Annotated in this window: 19 protein-coding genes and 2 pseudogenes; 10 read left to right on the forward strand and 11 right to left on the reverse strand. The window is 67.7% G+C overall.

Annotation, left to right across the window (positions count from 1 at the left end):
• Positions 1 to 117: 117 nt before the first annotated feature.
• The 7 genes from ssuD to AZL_RS17965 all read right to left on the reverse strand — a co-directional run bounded on the left by ssuD (position 118) and on the right by AZL_RS17965 (position 7,057).
• Positions 118 to 1,299: an FMNH2-dependent alkanesulfonate monooxygenase gene (gene ssuD / locus AZL_RS17935; RefSeq protein ID WP_012975904.1), complete on the reverse strand. Its 1,182-nt coding sequence runs from the start codon at positions 1,297 to 1,299 to the stop codon at positions 118 to 120.
• A complete protein-coding gene (locus tag AZL_RS17940) occupies positions 1,296 to 2,300 on the reverse strand; it encodes a sulfonate ABC transporter substrate-binding protein (RefSeq protein WP_012975905.1) in 1,005 nt (334 codons plus the stop codon). Before AZL_RS17940 ends, ssuD begins: the two co-directional genes overlap by 4 nt.
• A 44-nt stretch (positions 2,301 to 2,344) precedes the next feature.
• Positions 2,345 to 2,788 (reverse strand): beta-lactamase hydrolase domain-containing protein, encoded by a 444-nt coding sequence (locus tag AZL_RS17945; protein ID WP_012975906.1) that lies wholly within the window; start codon positions 2,786 to 2,788, stop codon positions 2,345 to 2,347.
• A 216-nt stretch (positions 2,789 to 3,004) separates the two neighbouring features.
• The gene (locus tag AZL_RS17950) at positions 3,005 to 4,333 is read right to left on the reverse strand and encodes an LLM class flavin-dependent oxidoreductase (protein WP_012975907.1); all 1,329 of its coding nucleotides are present in this window, start codon (positions 4,331 to 4,333) and stop codon (positions 3,005 to 3,007) included.
• 101 nt (positions 4,334 to 4,434) lie between these two features.
• Positions 4,435 to 5,208, reverse strand: coding sequence for an ABC transporter ATP-binding protein (locus AZL_RS17955; protein ID WP_012975908.1), 774 nt, complete (start codon positions 5,206 to 5,208; stop codon positions 4,435 to 4,437).
• A gap of 4 nt (positions 5,209 to 5,212) precedes the next feature.
• A complete protein-coding gene (locus AZL_RS17960; RefSeq protein ID WP_042444572.1) occupies positions 5,213 to 5,998 on the reverse strand; it encodes an ABC transporter permease in 786 nt (261 codons plus the stop codon).
• A 72-nt stretch (positions 5,999 to 6,070) separates the two neighbouring features.
• Entirely contained in the window at positions 6,071 to 7,057 is a 987-nt protein-coding gene (locus AZL_RS17965) for an aliphatic sulfonate ABC transporter substrate-binding protein (RefSeq protein WP_012975910.1), read from the reverse strand.
• 33 nt (positions 7,058 to 7,090) lie between these two features.
• Between AZL_RS17965 and AZL_RS35620 the strand changes: the two genes are divergently transcribed.
• From AZL_RS35620 to AZL_RS37035, 7 genes and pseudogenes are all read left to right on the forward strand, one after another.
• Positions 7,091 to 7,420, forward strand: coding sequence for a hypothetical protein (locus AZL_RS35620; protein WP_148219468.1), 330 nt, complete (start codon positions 7,091 to 7,093; stop codon positions 7,418 to 7,420).
• 72 nt (positions 7,421 to 7,492) lie between these two features.
• Positions 7,493 to 8,368: a transporter substrate-binding domain-containing protein gene (locus AZL_RS17970; RefSeq protein WP_247894407.1), complete on the forward strand. Its 876-nt coding sequence runs from the start codon at positions 7,493 to 7,495 to the stop codon at positions 8,366 to 8,368.
• A 70-nt stretch (positions 8,369 to 8,438) separates the two neighbouring features.
• A complete protein-coding gene (locus tag AZL_RS17975) occupies positions 8,439 to 9,110 on the forward strand; it encodes an amino acid ABC transporter permease (protein WP_012975912.1) in 672 nt (223 codons plus the stop codon).
• Positions 9,111 to 9,112: 2 nt separating this feature from the next.
• The gene (locus AZL_RS17980) at positions 9,113 to 9,793 is read left to right on the forward strand and encodes an amino acid ABC transporter permease (RefSeq protein WP_247894408.1); all 681 of its coding nucleotides are present in this window, start codon (positions 9,113 to 9,115) and stop codon (positions 9,791 to 9,793) included.
• The gene (locus AZL_RS17985) at positions 9,790 to 10,572 is read left to right on the forward strand and encodes an amino acid ABC transporter ATP-binding protein (RefSeq protein WP_012975914.1); all 783 of its coding nucleotides are present in this window, start codon (positions 9,790 to 9,792) and stop codon (positions 10,570 to 10,572) included. The genes AZL_RS17980 and AZL_RS17985 overlap by 4 nt, the downstream gene beginning before the upstream one ends.
• 10 nt (positions 10,573 to 10,582) lie before the next feature.
• Positions 10,583 to 11,494 carry an aminotransferase class IV gene (locus AZL_RS17990; protein ID WP_012975915.1) on the forward strand — a complete coding sequence of 304 codons (912 nt, stop codon included), beginning with the start codon at positions 10,583 to 10,585 and terminating at the stop codon, positions 11,492 to 11,494.
• A pseudogene (locus AZL_RS37035) lies at positions 11,491 to 12,795 on the forward strand (MmgE/PrpD family protein); the annotation flags it as partial. The gene AZL_RS17990 and the pseudogene AZL_RS37035, both read left to right, overlap by 4 nt.
• 84 nt (positions 12,796 to 12,879) lie before the next feature.
• Here the strand turns inward: AZL_RS37035 and AZL_RS36360 are convergent.
• The 3 genes and pseudogenes from AZL_RS36360 to hydA form a co-directional block, all read right to left on the reverse strand.
• A pseudogene (locus tag AZL_RS36360) lies at positions 12,880 to 13,047 on the reverse strand (ABC transporter permease subunit); the annotation flags it as partial.
• 124 nt (positions 13,048 to 13,171) lie between these two features.
• A complete protein-coding gene (locus AZL_RS18000) occupies positions 13,172 to 13,588 on the reverse strand; it encodes a DUF3830 family protein (protein ID WP_012975917.1) in 417 nt (138 codons plus the stop codon).
• A gap of 47 nt (positions 13,589 to 13,635) precedes the next feature.
• Positions 13,636 to 15,060 (reverse strand): dihydropyrimidinase, encoded by a 1,425-nt coding sequence (gene hydA, locus AZL_RS18005; RefSeq protein WP_012975918.1) that lies wholly within the window; start codon positions 15,058 to 15,060, stop codon positions 13,636 to 13,638.
• 119 nt (positions 15,061 to 15,179) lie between these two features.
• Between hydA and AZL_RS18010 the strand changes: the two genes are divergently transcribed.
• From AZL_RS18010 to AZL_RS18020, 3 genes are all read left to right on the forward strand, one after another.
• Positions 15,180 to 17,552: an FAD-dependent oxidoreductase gene (locus AZL_RS18010; protein ID WP_012975919.1), complete on the forward strand. Its 2,373-nt coding sequence runs from the start codon at positions 15,180 to 15,182 to the stop codon at positions 17,550 to 17,552.
• Between the two features lie 77 nt (positions 17,553 to 17,629).
• Entirely contained in the window at positions 17,630 to 18,358 is a 729-nt protein-coding gene (locus AZL_RS18015) for an amino acid ABC transporter ATP-binding protein (RefSeq protein ID WP_012975920.1), read from the forward strand.
• A 119-nt stretch (positions 18,359 to 18,477) separates the two neighbouring features.
• Positions 18,478 to 19,170, forward strand: coding sequence for a GntR family transcriptional regulator (locus AZL_RS18020; protein WP_012975921.1), 693 nt, complete (start codon positions 18,478 to 18,480; stop codon positions 19,168 to 19,170).
• A 237-nt stretch (positions 19,171 to 19,407) separates the two neighbouring features.
• Here the strand turns inward: AZL_RS18020 and AZL_RS18025 are convergent, their stop codons facing one another.
• Complete coding sequence (locus AZL_RS18025) at positions 19,408 to 20,499, reverse strand: AraC family transcriptional regulator (RefSeq protein ID WP_158305991.1); 1,092 nt, start codon at positions 20,497 to 20,499, stop codon at positions 19,408 to 19,410.
• Positions 20,500 to 20,588: the final 89 nt, after the last annotated feature.

Raw genomic sequence — 20,588 nt, forward strand, 5'->3', positions numbered from 1 at the left:
GCCGCCGCTTCCCAAGGAGCGAGCGGAAGCAGTGGCGCGGAGGCCAGGGCGCCAGTCTCCACCCGATCCGTTGTGGCAGTTCGGGCCGGAAACCTGCATCCGACCTCGCGCTGCCCCTCACTGTGCGGATTGCCGAAGCGCTGGCGGCAGGTTGTTGGCGATGCTTTCCCCGAACGGACCGCCATTTGCGACCCTGCTTCGCGGACGGCCGGTCGTGGTGGCCAGCGGCAGCAGCGGGAAGACCAGCTCCGCGAAGCGGTAGGCCTCTTCCAGATGCGGATAGCCGGACAGGATGAAGGTGTCGATGCCGAGGTCGATGTATTCGCGCATGCGGGCCGCCACCGTCTCCGGGTCGCCGACCAGGGCGGTGCCGGCGCCGCCGCGCACCAGCCCGACGCCGGCCCACAGATTGGGGGCGACCTCCAGCTTGTCGCGGCGTCCACCGTGCAGTTCGGACATCCGCCGCTGCCCGACCGAATCCATGCGGGCATAGACCGCCTGGGCCGCCGCGATGGTGGTATCGTCGACATGACGGATCAGGTCGTCGGCCGCCTTCCACGCCTGTTCGGTGGTCTCGCGCACGATGACGTGCAGACGAATCCCGAAGGTAACCTTCCGACCTCTTGCCTCCGCTTGACAGCGGACGTCGGCGAGCTTCGCCGCGACCTGCGCCGGCGGCTCTCCCCAGGTCAGGTACTTGTCCACATAGGTCGCGGCGACCGCGTTGGCGGCGTCGGACGATCCGCCGAAGAAGAGGGGTGGTCCGCCAGCCTGAACCGGCGGGTAGAACAGGCGGCCGTCCTCGATCCGGATGTGCTTGCCCTGGTAATCGACCGGCTCGTTCCCGAACAGCCCTTTCCAGACATCGAGGAACTCGCGCGTCACCTCGTAGCGTTCGCCGTGCGACAGGAAGATGCCGTCGCCCTTGTTCTCCACCGGGTCGCCGCCGGTGACGACGTTGATCAGCAGACGCCCGTCGGAGAGGCGGTCGAGCGTGGCCGCCATGCGGGCGGCCAGCGTCGGCGATTGCAGCCCCGGCCGGACGGCGACCAGGAAACGCAGCCGTTCGGTCACCGGGACCAGGGAGGAGGCGACCACCCAACTGTCCTCGCAGGACCGGCCGGTCGGCAGCAGCACCCCGTAATAGCCCAGGCTGTCGGCGGCCTGCGCGATCTGGCGCAGATAGTGCCGGTCGGTCTCGCGCGCGCCGACCGAAGTGCCGAGATGGCGGCCGTCGCCGTGGGTCGGAATGAACCACAGAATGTTGGCTTCCGAGGCGGCTTCGGAATTGGTGGTCATGACTTGCTCCCGGGGACGGCGGTGGACACGTCGATCTTCTTGGGGATCAGCTTCAGCGCGAAGAAGGTGTCGGCGATGCGCTGCTGTTCGGCGATCACCTCGGCGTCGATCGGACGCAGACCATAGCCCTGACGGCTGGCGGCGATCTCCAGCACGGGAACCGGAATGCCGACCTTGGGGCCGAGCTGTTCGGCGACCGCCCTGACGTTCTTGCCCGCCCAGTCGTCGATCTCCGCCAACCCGGCAAGGATGGCGTCGATCGCCGGCTGGTTGGCGGCGGCGAACGGCTTGGCGGCGAGGAAGAACTGATGGTTCTTGACCAGCCCCGCCCCGTCGCTCCCGGCGCCGTCGGGTCCGGTTCCGTCGGTTCCGGTTCCGTCGGTTCCGGTTCCATCCGTCAGCGTGCGCGCGCCGGTGGCGACGGAGGCCGCGGCGTAGAACGGATCCCAGATCGCCCAGGCGTCCACCGCACCCCGCTCGAAGGCGGCGCGGGCGTCGGCCGGCGGCAGATAGACCGGCTCGATATCGGCGACCGACAGCCCGGCCCTTTCCAGCGCCTTGACCAGCAGGTAGTGAACGTTGGAGCCCTTGTTCAGCGCGACCTTGCGGCCTTTCAACTGGGCGACGGACCGGATCGTGCTGTCCTTTGGCACCAGGAGCGCCTCCCCCTTGGGCGAGGCCGGCTCGTAGCCGACATAGAGCAGGGGAGCGCCGGCCGCCTGCGCGAAGATCGGCGGCGCCTCGCCGGTGGTGCCGAAATCGAGCGCGCCGACATTCAGCGCTTCCAGCAACTGCGGACCGCCGGGGAACTCGGTCCAGACCACGTTGTAGCCCAGCGGCTCCAGCCTCTTCTCCAGCAGGCCCTGTTCCTTCAGGATGATCAGGGTGCCGTATTTCTGATAGCCGATGCGGACCTGTTTCTCCGCCGCTGCGGCGGCGAACGGTGTCGCAAGCCCGATCAGGGCGGCGGCGCCGACCAGCATTCCAATGAGCCGTTTCATAGGCTGCTTCCCTTCGAATTCCGATGGTTCCTGGCGGCCGGCCGTCAATCGCGGTCGAGCTGCGTCCGAATGAAAGTCTTGACCTCGGGCGTGATTTCGAAGCCCTGGCGCTCCGCGTCACGGATCGCGTCTTCGGCGCTGGCCCCCGTATCCTGGGCGTCCACGATCAGCGCCAGCGTGACCGCCCGCTGTCCCAATCCGCAGTGGACATAGACCGGGCCGGGCAGGGCATCGACCGTCCGGCGGAACTGTTCGACCAGCTCCGGAGAAAGTTCCGGGACGGTGACCGGAAGATGGACGAAGGACAAGCCGAGGGCCTCCGCTTGCCGGCCTTCCTCCGCCGGGATCGACGGCCTGTCGCGCTCGCCGTCCTCCCGCAGGTTGACGACGCTGCGCACACCTTGCGCCTTCAACACGTCCAGATCATCCCCGCTCGGCTGTTCTCCGGCGAGCAGCTTGCCGACCTTGGCGGGCTGGCGAATGGCCATGGTGGACTGGTCCCTGTGTGATTTCGTTGGTGACGGGCTGGGAAGGTGTCAAATTTCCTATTAGAAAAGTAGGTTTGTCAATCAGCAAAGGAAAATCTCTACGTGATATATTTCATATAAACATAAGATATTGTAAAATTATCGCCTCCAGCCAATTCCACACCTGGCCGAACTGGCGCAGTTCCCCGTTCCCGCCGCGGCGGTCCGTGTCCCGGCCTAACTCCGCCGGGCGAAGAAGCGGTTCTCCGGCCGCTTCAGCCCGAGATGATCGCGCAGGGTGGTTCCCTCATACTCCCGGCGGAAGATACCGCGGCGCTGGAGTTCGGGAACCACCAGACGGGTGAAATCGTCGAGCCCTTCCGGCAGGAAGGGGAACATGATGTTGAAGCCATCCGACCCCTCCTCCTCCAGCCATTGCTGCATCTCATCGGCGATCGAGACCGGTGTGCCGACGAAGGCGAAGCCGGCATAGCCGCCCAGGCGCTGCGCCAGTTGGCGGACGGTCAGCCCTTCGCGCTGGGCGAGGTCGATGGCGCGCTGGCGCCCGCTGCGGCTGGCGTTGGTTTCCGGAACCTCCGGCAGCGGGCCGTCCGGATCGAAAGCGGAGACGTCGGTGCCGAGCGCGATCGACAGCGAGGCGAAGGCGCTCGCCTCATGAACCAGACTGTCTAGCCGGGCGCGCTTGGCCTTCGCCTCCTCCACCGTCTCGCCGACCACCACCAGGGCGCCCGGCAGGATCTTGACACTGTCGCTGGACCGCCCGGCCCGTTCCGCCCGGCCCTTGATGTCGGCGTAGATCCGCTGTCCGTCGGCCAGCGTGGAGGAGACGGTGAACACCACCTCCGCCGTTTCCGCCGCCAGCTGACGTCCCGCGTCCGAGGCGCCGGCCTGGACGATCACCGGCCAGCCCTGGACCGGCCGCGCGATGTGCAGCGGGCCGCGTACCGAAAAATGATCTCCCTTGTGGTCGAGGACATGCAGCTTGTCCGGGTCGAAGAACAGCCCGCTCTCCTGGTCGCGGACGAAGGCGTCGTCGGCCCAGCTGTCCCACAGGCCGGTGACCACATCATAGAATTCACGGGCGCGACGGTAGCGCTCGGCATGCTCCATATGCTCGGTCCGGCCGAAATTCAAGGCGGCGTCCGGGTTGGCGGTGGTGACGATGTTCCAGCCCGCCCGCCCACCGGAGATGTGGTCGAGCGAGGCGAAGCGGCGGGCGATGTGGAAGGGTTCTTCGAAGGTGGTGGAGGCGGTGGCGACCAGTCCGATCCGCTCAGTTGAAGCCGCCAATGCCGACAGCAGGGTGAACGGCTCGAACGAGGTCGCGGTGTGGCTGCGCTTCAGCGCCTCGATCGGCATGTTGAGCAGCGCCAGATGGTCGGCCATGAAGAAGGCGTCGAACTTCGCCGCCTCCAGGGCGCGGATGAAGCGCTTGAGGTGGGCGAAGTTGAAGTTCGCGTCGGGGAAGGCGCCGGGATAGCGCCAGGCCCCGGTATGGATCGACACCGGCCGCATGAAGGCGCCGAGGTGCAGTTGCCTTACCATGTCCGTGGTCTCCGTCTATAGCCTAAGGCCGGCGCTGTGCATCAGCGGCCGTATTGGTCCCCTTCCCCGTGACGATCAATCGTCCGAGGTGACGTGGTCGATCAGATCGCGGCGGCTGGGAACGCCTCGTCGCCATTGCCGTGCGGGCGGGTGGCGCGGCCGAGGTCGCGCAACAGCCGGTGCTTCCACTCCTCGAACAGCGGGTCGGTGCGTTCGCGCGGGCGGTCCAGGGTCGGTCGGGTCACGCCAAGGATCCGGCCGGGGCGCGGCCGCATCACCACCACACGGTCGGACAACACCAGCGCCTCTTCGATGTCATGGGTGACCAGGATCATCGTCGGACGGTCGTAGCCCCAGAGGTCGAGCAGATGATCCTGCAAATCATAGCGTGTCAGGGCGTCGAGCGCCGAGAAGGGCTCGTCGAGCAGCAGGACCGACGGTCGGCCGACCAGCGCGCGGGCCAACGCCGCGCGCTGCGCCATGCCGCCGGACAGCTCCCGCGGCCAGGCCTTGGCGAACTCACCGAGGCCGACCCGGCGCAAGGCCTCGTCCACGCGGGCCTCCCGCTCCGCCCGCGGCAGGTGGCGAATGCCGAAGCCGACATTGTCGCGGATCGACAGCCAGGGCATCAGGCGCGGCTCCTGGAAGACGAAGCCGATCTCGTCGCGCGGGCCTTCGACGGGTTCGCCGTTCAGCCTTACCGATCCGCCGCTCGGCCGTTCCAGGCCGCTGATCAGGCGCAGCAGCGTGCTCTTGCCGCAGCCCGATCCGCCGACGATGCCGAGGATTTCGCCGGGAGCCACCTCCAGGCTCAGGCGGTCGAGCGCCAGCAGGCCGTTGGGATAGCGCTTGCTGAGGGTATCGATGCGCAGCATGGCGTCAGACGTCCGGCTTGAAGGAATCCTGCCAGCGCAGCAGGGGGCGCGACAGGGCGGCCAGCAACCCGTCGGACAGCTTGCCAAGCACCGCGAAGGCGAGGATGGACGCGAGAATGGTCTGCGGCTGGCCGGTCATCTGCCCATCGGTCAGCAGAAACCCCAGCCCCTCGCTGGCGCCCATGAACTCGGCGGCGACGACGAACATCCAGCCGAGCCCCAGCCCGGCCCGCAGCGCCAGCAGGTAGCTGGGCAGGGTCGCCGGCAGCAGGATGCGCCACACCAGCTCGACCCCCGACATGCGGAAGATGCGCCCGACCTCGACCAGCTTGCGATCCACGCCCTGGATGGCGCCCGACAGCGCCAGATAGATCGGGAAGAAGACTCCGACCGCGATCAGGATGATCTTCGATGTCTCGAAGATGCCGAACCACAGGATGAACAGCGGCACCCAGGCGATGGAGGGGATCGCCCGCAGCGCCTGCAAGGTGGGATCGAACAGCCGTCGCGCCACCGTCAGATAGCCGGTCAGCGCCCCCAGCAGGGTTCCCGCCAGCACGCCGGACAGGAACCCGAGCCCGACCCGCCCCAGCGTGGCCAGGATATGGACGCTCAGATCGCCCGATTTCGCCAGCACCCACAGGGTGGACAGGATACGGCTGGGCGGTGGCAACAATCGTCCGTTGCCCCATCCCCTGGCGACGGCCAACTCCCAGCCGAGCGCCAGAGCCAGCGGCAAGGCCAGTCCAAGCAGCCATTTGTCCAGCTCAAGACGCAGCTTTTCCCGCACGGACGGACCCGCCGCCCGGAAGGCCGTGTCGGCGGCGATCGCCGGTTCGGAAAGGCTCACCGGCGATCCTCCTTACGGGATGGCGGCTTTGGCGAAGGACGGGTCGATCAGCGCGGCGACGTTGGCCTTCACATCGACGTCGGCCGCCAGGACGCCGGCCTGCTGCAAGGCCAACCCGGCCTCCAGGATGGTCGCGGCCTGTGCCTCGCCGATGAGAGAATGGCTGAGGTCGGTCCGTTCGAGCTGGCGGGTCGCCACCGCCTCCGACAGCTTGGCGGCGGCCGCGATGGTGGCTTTCAGCTCCTGCGGGTTGGCGAGCGCGTGGGCGCGGGCCTTTTCGTAGGCGCGCAGCACGCGGCCGACCAATTCCGGGTGATCCTTGGCGAAGCTCTCTCGGACATTCAGCACGCCCCAACTGTTGGCGGCGGCGTTGCGGTGGAACAGTCTGGCGCCGTTGTCGAGTTCGGCCTGCGCCATCAGCGGGTCGAGCCCGGCCCAGGCATCGACGTCGCCCTTTTCCAGCGCCAGCCGGCCGTCCTGATGCTGGAGCAGCACCAGCTTCACGTCCTTGTCGGTCAACTTGGCTTCGGCCAGGGCGCGAACCAGGAAGATGTGCGGATCGGTGCCGCGGGTGACGGCGATCCGCTTGCCTTTCAGGTCGGCGACGGAAGTGATCGGGCTGTTCGGGCCGGTGACCAGCGCCGTCCATTCCGGCTTGGAATAGACGTAGACCGACTTGATCGGGTTGCCGTTGATCCGCGCGATCAACGCCGCCGCCCCGGCGGTGGAACCGAAATCGAGACTGCCGGCGTTGAGGAATTCCAGCGCCTTGTTGGAGCCCAGGCTGAGCACCCAGCGGACCGCGATGCCGTCCTTCTTCAGCTCCTCCTCCAGGAAGCCCTTTTCCTTCAGGATCAGGCTGACCGGGTTGTAATAGGCGTAGTCGAGGCGGATTTCGCCGACCTTTTCGGCAGCGCGGGGGACAGTCGGCAGGCCGAGGGCCGCCGTGGCGAGGGCGAGGCCGGTCAGGGCGGCGCGGCGGGAGAGGCGGGCGGTCAAGGTCGGTCTCCGGTTTTCGAGGGAAATGGCGGATTGGCGGGCCGGATCGCCGGTGCTGGATTGCGCGCTGGCGGGCAAAAGGTAAGGCGGCTTTTTATCTACTGTCAAGATCGACAAATAAATAAAATATTACAGTTCATAAAGGTTAATAATGGGGATGTTCCGGCTGACCGCTGCGGCGCGGCGATGGCCTGCGCTGCCCGTTCAAAGTTCAGATCGCTTGGGAACTGTCTTGCTTCAGGGGGCGACAAGGTCGCGGACAAAGGAGAACTGAAGGGGCCACGGCCATCGACCTTGCCTGACGGTCCGGCGCTTTCGCGGCGGCAAATAGAACAATATAAAATTGTTTATTTTCTAAAATGACAAGACACATACGGTTTTATGTTGCGAAACAACAATGTCATTGATAACACTTGGAAAAAGGGAGTGCAGCACATGGACGAAATCAGGATTCAGCGGCGCGGTGCGCTCGGTGCGATCATGCTGACCGGCGCGGGGGCTGGGGCCTCGCTCGTCGCGGCCGCCTCGGGGCCGGCGGCGGCTCAACAGCCTGCCGATACCCTCCAGCAGGTTCGCAACCGTGGCGAACTGCGGATCGGCGCGCCGCCCGGCGAGCCGTGGTTCTTCAAGGACCAGCGGTCGGGAGAATGGAAGGGCATCGGCTGGGGCGCCGGTGTCGCCCTGGCCGAGGAGCTTGGCGTCAAGCCGGTCGCCGTCGAGACGACCTGGGGAACCGCGGTCGCCGGGCTCCAGGCGGGCCAGTTCGACGTGCTGTTCGCCATGGACGCCACTCCCCAGCGTGCGCTCGCCGTCGATTTCCCGGTCCAGCCGATGTTCTACTATGCGCTGGGCGTCCTGGCCCGCGACGGTCTGGCCGCGAAGAGCTGGAACGACCTCGACAAGCCCGATGTGCGCATCGGCGTCGTGCTCGGCACCTCGCCGGACCGTGAACTGACCGTCCGCCTGACCAATGCGAAGCTGGAGCGTTTTCCCAACATCGACGAGGTGGGGGCCGCTTTCGTCTCCGGCCGCGTCGACGCGGTCTCGCTGTTCCATCCGGCGCTGGTCATGCTGCGCAGCCGTGTGAAGCGCGGAACCGTGCTGTTGCCCGACCCGATCCGTGCCGCCTCGACCAGTGCCGGCGTGCGTCGCGACGTGGACAAGTCGTGGCGCGACTGGGTTGGCGTCGCCATCCAGTCGCTTTATGAATCGGGCCGGATCCAGAAGATTTACGAGGAGTTCCTCGCCTTCCGCGGGATCGACCCCAAGGACGCTCCGGCGCTCTTGCGCGAGCAATGGTCCCGCAGCTGAACCGGTCATCCGCCCCCGGCCGGTCCGGGGGCGGCCTTCAAGCGCGGGAACGGGAGCGCGGGAACGCCTCATGGGCTATGTCTGGGATTTCTTCGCCGTCGCCCGCAACGCCGACATCCTGCTGGCCGGGCTGGGGCAGACGTTGCTGTTGTCGTTCTGCGGCATAGTGGCCGGCGTGGCGATCGGCGGCGTGCTGGCGGCGATGCGCCTGTCGGGCCGGCGGTCGCTGTCCTGGCCGGCGCTGGCCTTCACCGAATTCTACCGCAACACCCCGCCGCTGGTGCATTTCTTCTGGTTCTTCTACGGCCTGCCGATGGCGTTCGGGCTGACCCTGCCGCCTTTCGCCGCCGCCCTGGCGGCGCTGGGCATCCAGTCCGCCGCCTTCTTCGCAGAGGTGTTCCGTGGCGGCATCCTGTCGGTCGAACGGGGCCAGTGGGAGGCCGGCCGGGCGCTCGGCATGGGGCGGGCGCGGCTGATGCGGCGGATCATCCTGCCCCAGGCCGCCCGCCGGATGGCGGCGCCCTTCGTCGAACGCAGCTTCGAACTGGTGAAGACCACGACGCTGGCCGCGGCGCTGGCTTTCCACGAGACGATCTACAGCGCCATGGTGATCGTCACCCAGACCTACCGCCCTCTTGAGGTCTACACGGTGGTCGCCGGACTTTTCTTCATCGTCCTGTTCTCCGCCAGCCAGCTCGCCGAGTGGCTGGAGGCGCGCGGCCGCCGGGCGGGAGCGCGATGACGATGCCGACGATCACGATGCCGGAGCTTCAGTTCGGCGAGGTCTTCGCCAACATCGACCTGCTTTTGGAAGCCTGTGGCCTGACGCTGGCGCTGTGGGCGGTGGCGCTTGCCGCCGGCCTGTCCGGCGGCCTGCTCGTGGGGCTCGCCCGTATCTCGCCGCGTCGCTGGGTCGCCTGGCCGGCGCGCGGATTCGTCGAGCTGTTCCGCAACACGCCGGTCCTGGTCCAGCTCATCTGGTTCTACTACGCGCTGCCGGTGCTGAGCGGCATCCAGCTGCCGGCCTTCGCCGCCGCCGCGCTGGCCCTGAGCCTGAACGCCTCGGCCTATTACGCCGAGATCTACCGCGGCGGCATCCAGTCGGTTCCGGCCGGGCAGTGGGAGGCGGGCCGGGCGCTCGGCATGGGGCGGGTGCGGCTGCTGCGCCGCATCATCCTGCCCCTGGCGGTGCGGCGCATGGTCCCGGCCTTCACCAACCGCGCGGTCGAACTCGCGAAGAACACCTCGGTCGCCTCGATCATCACCGTGCATGAGCTGATGTATACGGCGCGGCTGTTCAGCAGCCAGAACTACATTCCCATGGAAACCTTCACCGTCGTGGCCATGATCTATTTCCTGCTGATCTATCCCTTCACGCTGGCATCCTATGCGCTGGAACGGCGCTTCGCGGCGGGCCGGGCATGACGACGGCCGACGACGTCGTGTTGCGGGTCGAGGACCTGCACAAGAGCTTCGGCTCCACCGAGGTGCTGAAGGGCATCGACCTTTCGGTTCGCCGGGGCGAACGCATCGCGATCCTCGGTTCCAGCGGATCCGGCAAGAGCACGCTCCTGCGCTGCCTGAACGTGTTGGAGATGCCGACCAGGGGCCGCCTGATCCTCGACGGGGAGGCGGTGGGCAGGCCGGCGGCCAACGGCGGCACCCGGTATCGCGAGGCCGAGCTGAACCGCCTGCGGGCGCGTGTCGGCATGGTCTTCCAGCAGTTCAACCTGTTCCCCCACATGACCGCGCTGGAGAATGTGATGGAAGGGCCGCTGTCGGTGCTCGGCCGCTCGAAGGCAGAGGCGCGGGCGACGGCGCAGCGGCATCTGGAGCGGGTCGGTCTCGGCGGGAAGGCCGACGCCCATCCGGCCCGCCTGTCCGGCGGCCAGCAGCAGCGTGTCGCCATCGCCCGTGCCCTGGCGATGGACCCGGAGGTGTTGCTGTTCGACGAGCCGACCTCGTCGCTCGATCCGGAGCTGGTGGGGGAGGTGCTCGGCGTCATCAACGACCTGTCGGAGGACGGGCGGACCATGCTGCTGGTGACGCATGAGCTGGGCTTCGCCTATCACTTCGCCACCCGCATCCTGTTCCTGCACGAAGGCCGCATCCTGGAGGACGGCCCGCCCGACCAGGTGCTGAAATCCCCGCGCGAGGAACGCACGCGGCGTTTCCTCGACCGTTTCACCGCTTTCCGATTCTGACGGTTCTCCCATGCGACTCACCGGCAAAGGCGCGCAGACGCCGCAGGACGACCACCGCAACGACGGGGTGCTGATCTGGCTGAACGGCCGGCTGGTTCCGCGCGCGCAAGCCACCGTTTCCATCTTCGACGCCGGCTTCGGGCTGGGCGACGGGGTATGGGAAGGCATCCGCTATGTCGATGGGCGCTTCGTCTTCCTCGACGATCATCTCGGGCGGCTGGAGGCGGGGGCGAAGGCCATCGCGCTCGACATCGGCCTGTCGCGCGATGGAGTGCGCGAGGCGCTGCAACAGACCATCGACGCCAACGGCATGACCGACGGCGTCCATATCCGCCTGATGGTCACGCGCGGCGAGAAGACGACCATCCATCAGGATCCGCGCAACGCGCTGGGCCGCCCGACCATCGCCATCGTCGCCGAGCACAAGCTGCCCGACCCGCAGGTGAAGCGCGACGGGCTGGCGCTCGCCACCACGCCGGTGCGTTGCAGCCCGCCGGACATGTTCGACATGCGGCTCAATTCGCACAGCCGGCTCAACCTCATCCAGGCCCTGCTTCCCGCTATCGCCGCCGGCGCGCAGGAGGCGCTGATGCTCGACCCACACGGCTTCGTGTCGAGTTGCAACTCCACCAACCTGTTCTTCGTGTCGGGCGGGACGGTGCTGACCTCGACCGGGCGCTACTGCTTCAACGGGATCACCCGGCAGAAGGTGCTCGACCTTTGCGCGGCACACGGGATTCCGCTGCGGCAGGCCGATTTCACCCTGGCCGAGGCCTATGCCAGCGAGGAGGCCTTCGTCACCGGCACCTTCGGCGGCATCACGCCGGTATCGCGATTGGACGGACGTCCCTTTGGCGGAGCCGGACGGCCGGTGACCGAGCGGCTTTGCACCCTCTACGAAGCGTTGACGCGGTCGTCATGACCCCGACCTCGCTGACGCGGCGCCTGGCCGGGTTCGCGGCGGGTCTGCGACTTTCGGACATCCCGCCCGACATTGTCGCCAAGATCAGGCTGCATCTGCTCGACACGCTCGGTTGCGGACTCGCCGGTGCGGGCACTGACCTGACCCGGCGCATGCTGGCCGCCCTAAGAGCTGAATGCGCCGACGGCCCTTGCCCGGTGCTGGGCACCGGCCTCTCGCTCGCGCCGGCCGGGGCGGCCTTCGTCAATTCCGTGGCGATGAACGCGCTCGACCATGACGACGGCTTCGAGGTCGACGGCAAGGGGATGGGACATCCGGGAGCGACGCTGGTCGCCGCCGCGTTGAGCGGCATTGCGGTGTCCGGCGCCGACGGGACTGCGCTGCTCGCGGCGCTTGCCGCCGCCTATGAGATCAACGCCAGGATCATCCTGTCGATCCAGCCAAGCTATGAGCGGTTCCGGCAGGTGTACGGCGTTTGCCAGCACCAGTCGCTGGCGGCGGCGGCCGTCTATGGGCGCCTTCTCGGGTTTGGCGCCGACGATCTCGCCAACGCCTTTGGTTTCGCCGGCACGCTGGCGCCGCTGCCCAGTCTGCGGCGCTACAATTGGGAATCCCGCCCGCTGGTCTCCTTCAAGGACTTCAACGCTCCGGCCGCCGAGGCCGGCCTGCGGGCCGTCGGCTACGCCAAGGCGGGTCTGGTCGGCGCCACGGATGTGCTCGACGGGCCGACCGGCTTCTGGCGGATGATCGGCTCGGACCGTTTCGATCCGGACATCCTCTGCGACGGGTTGGGAGAGATCTGGTGGACGCGCCATGCCAGTTTCAAACCCTATCCGGCCTGCCGCTGGATGCATACGGCGCTGGAGTCCTTCGAGACCCTGCGCGGCGCCCATGGACTGGCGGCCGGCGAGATCGAGGCGATCGAGGTGCTGACCTCGGCCGGCATGGCGCGCGACTTCATGGATGCGGCTCCCCGCGACATGGTCGATGCGCAGTTCAGTCTGCCCTTCTGTCTTGCCTGCGTCGCGTTGGAGCTGCCGCCTGTGGACTGGTATGGTCGTGATGCGCTTGCCGATGATGCCCGTGCCGCGCTGGCCGCCCGTGTGACCGCGATCGTCGATCACGGGATCGACGGGGTGATGAGCGGGGAGAAGCGCCGGCCCGCCGGGCAGGTGCGGGTTCTGGCGCGTGGGCGCTGGTTCGAGGGGCCGCGGCTGTCTCATCCGCTCGGTTGTCGGGAGCGTCCAATGGATGAGGCGGCGGTGATCGCGAAGTTCCGTTCGAACGCCGCGCGCAGTTTGCCCGAACCGGCCCTGAATCGCCTGCAAGCCAATGTGTTGGCCATTGAAGCCATGAGTGACGCGACTTGCCTGTTTCCGCTTATCCAAGCCCCCGGCGCCGCCGACCGCGCCCGCCATCGCCGAGGCGTTGATCATCGCGATCACCCAGACCGTCATGCCACCGATCAGGCCGGGGGGCGCCTCGGGCGGGATGACGTGGCGGACGATGTGCCGGCGGCGGAGACCGAAGGCGCGCGCCGCCTTGATCAGTCCGGAAAAGACGACCCGTCATGACGGACATGGCTCCGCTGAGCAAAGCTGTTGTGGCCGATCAACGGAACCTGGCCGTCATTCCGTTAACCCCGGTGGAGGGGCTGGAGTGGCCGCCTCCTCGGCATCAGCGGGCCAGGTCGAAGCGGATGGGCTGCGCGCCCTGCCATAGGGTGCGCTTGCCGAGTTCCGCCAGATTCTCCAGCCCCTCGGTGATGGTGATGAAGTGGTTGCCGGCGAGTTGGCCCATCTTGCTCGAGAACTGGACGCCGCCATAGGCCAGCAGGATCTCGGTCTCGCTGATGCCGCCGGGATAGAGGATGAACTGGCCCGGCGCCGGGTGGCTGGTGTGGTTCTCGTAGCCAAGGCCGAAATCGGTTTCGCCCAGCGGGATCCACACGCCTTCGCCGCTCCAGCGGACATGGACGATCTGTCCCTCATAGGGCAGCAGGCTGCGGAACTTGGCGCAGGTCTTCGGGGCGGCGGCCGTCTCGAAACGGGCGCCGAAGGTGAAAGGGCCGGCGGTGATGGTCAGGGCGTCCATGCTGTGTGATCCTTGCGTCTCGGGTTCGGGGTGGGGGACAGGTCGTTTCAACCGGTGACGACCTTCGGCCGCGCCAGATCCGGCGTGTCGCAACGCAGGAAGGCGCCGCGGCCGGGCCGGGCCACGCAGGCGCCCTTCTCCACCACCACCTCGCCGCGCGACAGTACCGTCTCCGGCCAGCCGGTCACCTCCAGCCCCTCATAGGGCGTGTAGTCGACATTGTGATGCAGCAGGGCGTTGGTGATGGTCACCTTGCGGTCGGGGTCGTAGATCACGATGTCGGCGTCGGCACCGATGGCGAGGCTACCCTTGCGCGGGTGCAGGCCATACATCTTGGCGGGGTTGGTCGACGACAGTTCGACGAAGCGCTGTAGGCTGATGCGGCCCTTCTTCACCCCTTCGGAGAACAGGATCGGCAACCGCGTCTCGATGCCCGGCACGCCGTTGGGGATCCAGTTGAAGGGCGTGTTCGCGCCGTGCAGCATCTTGCCCTTGGGGTCCTGGTAGCGGAAGGGCGCATGGTCGGACGACACGATGTGGAAAATTCCGCCGGCCAGAGCGTCCCAGATCACCGCCTGGTTGGCCTTGTCGCGCGGCGGCGGGGAGCAGATGCACTTCGCCCCCTCCATGCCGTGGCCGTGCAGGTCATGCTCGGTCAGCACCATGTATTGCGGACAGGTCTCGGCGTAGATGCGCATGCCGCGGCCCTGCGCCCAATGGATCTGCTCGATGGCTTCGCGGCCCGAGACATGGACGATCAGGATCGGCACGTCGGCCAGCTCGGCCATGGCGATGGCGCGGTGGGTCGCCTCGCGTTCGACCAGCATCGGCCGGGAATCGGCGTGATGGCGCGGCGCGCTATGACCGGCGGCCAGCAGCTTGTCGGTAAGCCAGCCGATGAAGTCGGCGTTCTCGGCATGGATCATCGCCATGGCGCCGTCGCGCCGGGCGACGCTGAGCAGTTCCAGCACCTGCCGGTCGTTCAGCTTCATGTCGTCGTAGGTCATGTAGATCTTGAACGACGTGTAGCCGTCATGGATCAGCGCCGGCAGATCCTGGCCGAGAAGCTGGTCGGTCGGGTCGCTGACGATGAGGTGGAAGGCGTAGTCGATCACCGCCTTGCCGTCGGCCCTGCGGTGATAGTCGGTCACCGCGTCGCGCAGCGACTGGCCCTTGAACTGGCAGGCGAAGGGAATCACCGTCGTGGTGCCGCCACAGGCCGCGGAACGCGTGCCGGTCTCGAAATCGTCGGCCGACTGCGAGCCGTCGCTGGTCGGCTGGTCGAGGTGGCAATGACCGTCGACGCCGCCGGGCAGCACCAGCTTGCCGGCCGCGTCGATCTCGCGGGCACCCGGCCCCAGCCCGGTGCCGATGGCGGCGATGCGGCCACCGATCACGCCGAGGTCGGCGGCGAACATTTCGGAGGCGGTGGCCAGCGTGCCATGGCGGATCACGGTATCGAACTGCGGCATGAAACTCTCCTTGCTCCTTCAAGGGGCGGTCCCGGCATCGGCCGGGGTCAAAGGAAATAGCCGGCCGGATTGGCCTCGGCGGCGATGGCGCGGCGGGCGTCGTTCTGGAGGTTGCGCAGATGAGCCAGCATGGCGCCCATGCCCCCGACGAGGTCGTCGCGGTCGTCGCCGGGCGCGAGATCGTCTACCGGCCGCGCCGGCTGGTGCTCGCCGGCGGCGCCTATGAGCGGCCGGCGCCCTTCGCGGGCTGGACGCTGCCCGGTGTGATGACGACCGGTGCCGGCCAGACCCTGGCGCGCGCCTATCGCGTGGCGCCCGGCCGCCGGGTGGTGATCGCCGGCAACGGCCCGCTCAACCTGCAACTGGCCTGCGAACTGGTGGAGGGCGGCGTCGAGGTGGCCGCCGTGCTGGAAAGCGCGCCGCGTCCGTCACCCGTCCAATGGCGGCAGATGCTGGCCGCGCTGCGCGCCGCCCCCGGCCTGATCGGCGACGGCGCCCGCACTCTGCTGAGGCTGCGGCGCGCCGGGGTGCCGGTGCTGTGGGGACACGGCATCATCTCGGCCGAGGGGGACGGCCGGCTGGAGCATGTGCGCCACGCCCCGCTCGACGCCGACGGCGCTCCCCGGCTGGATGAGTCCCTCACCGTCGCCGCCGATGCGCTGTGCCTGGGCTACGGCTTCATCCCCTCGACCGAGATCGCCCGCGCGCTCGGCTGCGCTCACCGGCTGGTCGATCGCCATCTCGGCTATCTCGCCACCGAGACCGCGGTGGACGGGGCGACCAGCCTGCCGGGAGTCTTCGCGGTCGGCGACGGCGTCGATCTCGGCGGGTCGAAGGTTGCGCAGGCGCGCGGAACGCTGGCCGGGATCGCCGCCGCCGCCCAGCTTGGCCTGCCCGACAGCGATCCGGGGGAAGGCCGGCGGGCGCTGGACGATCTGCGGCGGGCCGAGGATTTCCAGGCGGCGCTCTGGTCGATCTACCGCGCGCCGCCGGTTCGGCTCGACGCCGTGCCCGACGAGGCGATGCTGTGCCGCTGCGAGGAGGTCACCTTCGGTCGGGTCCGTGCCGAGATCGCCGCCGGTCATGACAGTCTGGCGGCGCTGAAGCGCACCACCCGGCTCGGCATGGGCCGCTGCCAGGGCCGGTACTGCGCCGCGACCGCCGCCCTGCTGCTGGAGCAGGCCACCGGCCGGTTGCGGACCGCCGACCAGTATCTCGCCCCGCGCCTGCCGGCCAAACCGACGCCGGCCGGGGCCTTCGCCTTCGAGAAACCGGAATGGGGAGGCCACCAACGCGCCATCACTCCCAACCTCGCCCGCCCGCTGGAGGACGGACCGCTGCCCGACCAGGAGGCCGAGATCCTGATCGTCGGCGGCGGCGTGGTCGGCTCCTGCCTCGCCTATTATCTGACCCAGGCCGGTCGCGACGTGCTGGTGGTGGAGCGCGGCGACGTCAACCTCCAGGCCTCCGGGGCGAATGCCGGCAGCCTGCACGTCCAGCTCCTCTCCTTCGACTTCGGGGCCAGGGCCGAGGCGGGCGGCGGACCGGCGGCGGCGACGCTGACGCTCGGCCCGCGCTCCGTCGCGCTGTGGCGGGAGCTGGAGCGAGCCTGCGATGCCGATTTCGAACTGGCCGTCACCGGCGGCCTGATGGTGGCCGACAGCCCGGCCGGCATGGAGTTCCTGCGGGCCAAAGCGGCGCTGGAGCGGCAATACGGCGTCGAGAACGCCATCGTCGACGCCGCCGAACTGCGCCGCCTCGCTCCCGCCCTGTCGGAGGAGTTGATCGGCGCCGAATACGCGCCGCAGGAGGGCAAGATCAATCCGTTGCGCGCGACCTACGCCGTTCTGGAGCAGGCGCGCCGCCAGGGCGCCCGTTTCCTGCGCGGGGTCAACGTCACGGGCATCGCCGCGGTCCCCGCGGTGGAGGGCGGCGGCTGGCGGGTGGAGACCTCGCGCTGCCGCATCCGCGCCGGGCGGATCGTCAACGCCAGCGGCCCATGGGCGCGCGAGACCGGGCGGCTGGTCGGCATCGACGTGCCGGTGCACAGCGCGCCGTTGCAGATGATCGTGACCGAGCCGGCGCCCAAGCTGGTCAGCCAGCTCGTCGCCCATGCCGACCGCCATCTCAGCCTGAAGCAGGCGGTCACCGGCGGGCTGATCATCGGCGGCGCCTGGACCGCCGTCTTCGACCCGGCTCGCCGTTTCAACATGGTGTCGCGCTCCAGCATCGAGGGCAATCTGTGGGTCGCCCGCCATGTGCTGCCGCAGATCGCCGGGCTGCATGTGGTCCGTGCCTGGGCGGCGATGAACATCAACATCGACGGCGCGCCGATCCTCGGCCCGGTGCCGGGACTGCCGGGCTTCTTCAACACGGTGACCTCGAACGGCTTCACCCTGGCGCCGGTCGTCGCCCGCATGACCGCCGACCTGCTGCTCGACGGCCGCACCGACATCGACCCGACGCCCTTCCTGATCGACCGGTTCGGCTGAGCGCCCTCATCCGTCCAACGTCCCTCATCCACGGCCGGACGCCGCAGCGGCGCCGCCCATCGCCAAGAGAATTCCTCATGATCGCCATCGAGAATGTCAGCAAGAGCTACGGCACCTTCCAGGTTCTGAAGGACTGCACGGCCACCGTGCGGAAGGGCGAGGTGGTGGTGGTCTGCGGCCCCTCCGGATCGGGCAAGTCGACGCTGATCAAGTGTGTCAACGGGCTGGAGCCCTTCCAGTCGGGCCGCATCCGGGTGGACGGCATCGAGGTCGGCGCGCGGGGCACCGACATGTCGGCGTTGCGCGCCCGCGTCGGCATGGTGTTCCAGAATTTCGAGCTGTTCCCCCATTTGACCATCATGCAGAACCTGACCCTGTCGCAGCGCAAGGTTCTGGGCCGGCGGACGGAAGAGGCCGAGGCCAAGGGCGAGGCGCTGCTGGCGCGGGTCGGGCTGGCCACCCAGGCCCACAAGTTCCCCGGCCAACTGTCCGGCGGCCAGCAGCAGCGCGTCGCCATCGCCCGCGCCCTGGCGATGGATCCCATCGCCATCCTGTTCGACGAACCGACCTCGGCGCTCGATCCCGAGATGATCAACGAGGTGCTCGACGTGATGGTCGAGTTGGCGAACGAGGGCATGACGATGGTTTGCGTCACCCACGAGATGGGCTTCGCCCGCAAGGTCGCCCACCGGGTGATCTTCATGGACCATGGCAGCATCATCGAAGACTGCGGCAAGACCGAGTTCTTCGAGACCCAGCGGTCGGAGCGCGCCGCCCAGTTCCTCGCCAAGATTTTGCAGCACTGATCCTTGCCCGGGCGCGGCCTCACCCCCCATCCCGCCGGTCAGGCCGATCAGAATCTTTGCAGGACGACGGTTCGTCTGCTTTGTTAGGGAAAGATCAGCGTCAGGTGGCAGGATTTGGTATGAGCATGGACATGGACGCTCCAAAAGCGGAAGACCCGAAAGCCGCGACGCCGGCCGTCGCCGGCGTGAATCTGGCGGGCATGGCCTATCGCACCATCCTGGGGATGATTCTCGACCGCCGCATCCCCAGCGGCGAGGTGATCGTCGAAGACCGGCTGGCCACGGCGCTCAGCATTTCGCGCACGCCGATCCGCGAGGCGCTGGTGCGTCTGGCGAGCGAAGGGCTGATCCGTAAAGAGTTCAACCGTCCCTACCGGGTGCGCGAGGTCTCCAACCGCGAATATTTCCAGAGCATGCGCCTGCGCGAGATCCTGGAGGGGGAGGCCATCGCCGCCGCCGCGTCGCGGATCGATCCGGTCCGGCTACAGGGGATGAAGGCCGAGATGCTGCGGCTGCGCGACGAGCCCAAGATCCGTTTCGAGGACCATTGGGCCGCCGACGAGGAACTGCACACCCTGATCGCCGAGGCGTCCGGCAACGCGGTGCTGGCGCAGATCATCCGCGACCTGCGGGTGACGACGCGCCTGTTCGAGCTGTCCGGCCTGCCGTCGCGCATCCGTCCCGACTGCGACGAGCATCTCGACGTCATCGCCGCGCTGGAAACCGGAGATCCGGCTGAGGCCAGGGCCGCCATGGAACGGCACATCCGCAGCCTCGCCAAGGATGTGCTGGGCGAGATCGCCAAGAGCTGAGCGGTCTCCGGAATCGGGAGCGTCTCCGCACCGTCCAACGCTCCCGGACGGCGCGGGAGCATGCAAGGGTTCTCTTTCCTTCCCAGGCTGCCGCGCCCTTGCGCATCTCCCCGTCGCCGATCGGCCTTCCGCCCAATCTCCAGGTTCCGGATCACATCGACCTGTGAGGAATTGGGAACTGTGAGGGATGGGATCCGTGAGGAAGCGGGGCCGGATCAGCGCGCCGACGGCGCGGCGTCAAACGATGGTGAGTTCGATGGTGATCGGGACCGGTCTGCCCGACGGCATGGTGTAAGGGGGAAAATCGTAACGTTCCAGCGCCGGACCCTCGCCAAACTGTTCCTGTCTCGACGGGAGCCAGGCCCCGGTCAGAGCCCGGTAGGCGGAAAAGACGGAGTCATAGGACTCCTCGTGACGTAGCCTCGCCACCCGCGTCGGCGCAAGCGTCATGCGCCAGAACGGTGCCTGTTTGAGTGGCGCCGGCAAGACACGCGGCGCCTCGATCGCGCAGTCGTAGCGGATAAATCCGCGCTCCGTGATCTTGGGATTGTCGAGGGACATGCCGACGGCCCGCTGCGCGTGGGGGTCGAGACCGGCCGCCGCGAGTTGTTGCGCGAAAAGCCTCCAATAGTCGGCAACTCCCGCGTGGGAACCGTAGAAGCGCACCACCAGCAGGTCCGTGCTTTCCCGCCAGCCGGTCGAGACGGCAAGGGCACGCTCGTGATCCTCCTGTCCCACCGGCGGGATCGCGGCCCTCGCCTGCGCCCGGTAATCGGTGGGAGACACTTGGAATTGGCGTTGGAAGGCATGGGCGAAGGCCTCGGCACTGCCATAGCCGGACGAAACGGCGATCGACAGGATCGTTTCGGGACTGAACATCAACCGGGTGGCCGCGCCCTCCAGCCGCAGACGCCGGATATGGTTGCCGATCGTCTCACCCATCACGGCCGCGAAGCGGCGCTGGAAATGGTGCAGGCTCACTCCCGCCTGTTCCGCGATGGCCGTGACCGTCAGCGGGCCAGTCCGGTTGTTCTCGATGAAACGCAAAGCTCTCAGAACGGTCGGATCCGACAGCATCCGGGGCGGAAAAACGGTTCGACGCCCTGACAGTGGGGAACCGGCCGGCGGCGTTGGGAACTCCAGGGATTCATGCAACGGACCATCTTGCGCCGGCGGATCCGGCAAGGGGGGACCGTCTTCGTCCGGGGCCATGACCATACCCAACCCCTCCACACGGCTTTGAAGAAACTGCACCGATGATCCTTTAGGATAACGGTTCGCACATTCGATCGTATTATTCAACGATAAAGCATTTTCGATCAGATCCACGATCGGAAGCATTGTTACGCTGCCTGGCGCAGAAGACAAGTCGATCAGCCAAACAAATTCTCCTCGAAATTTAAGAAACTGGAAGTTGC

The sequence above is a fragment of the Azospirillum sp. B510 genome (assembly GCF_000010725.1).
GTDB lineage: Bacteria > Pseudomonadota > Alphaproteobacteria > Azospirillales > Azospirillaceae > Azospirillum > Azospirillum lipoferum_B.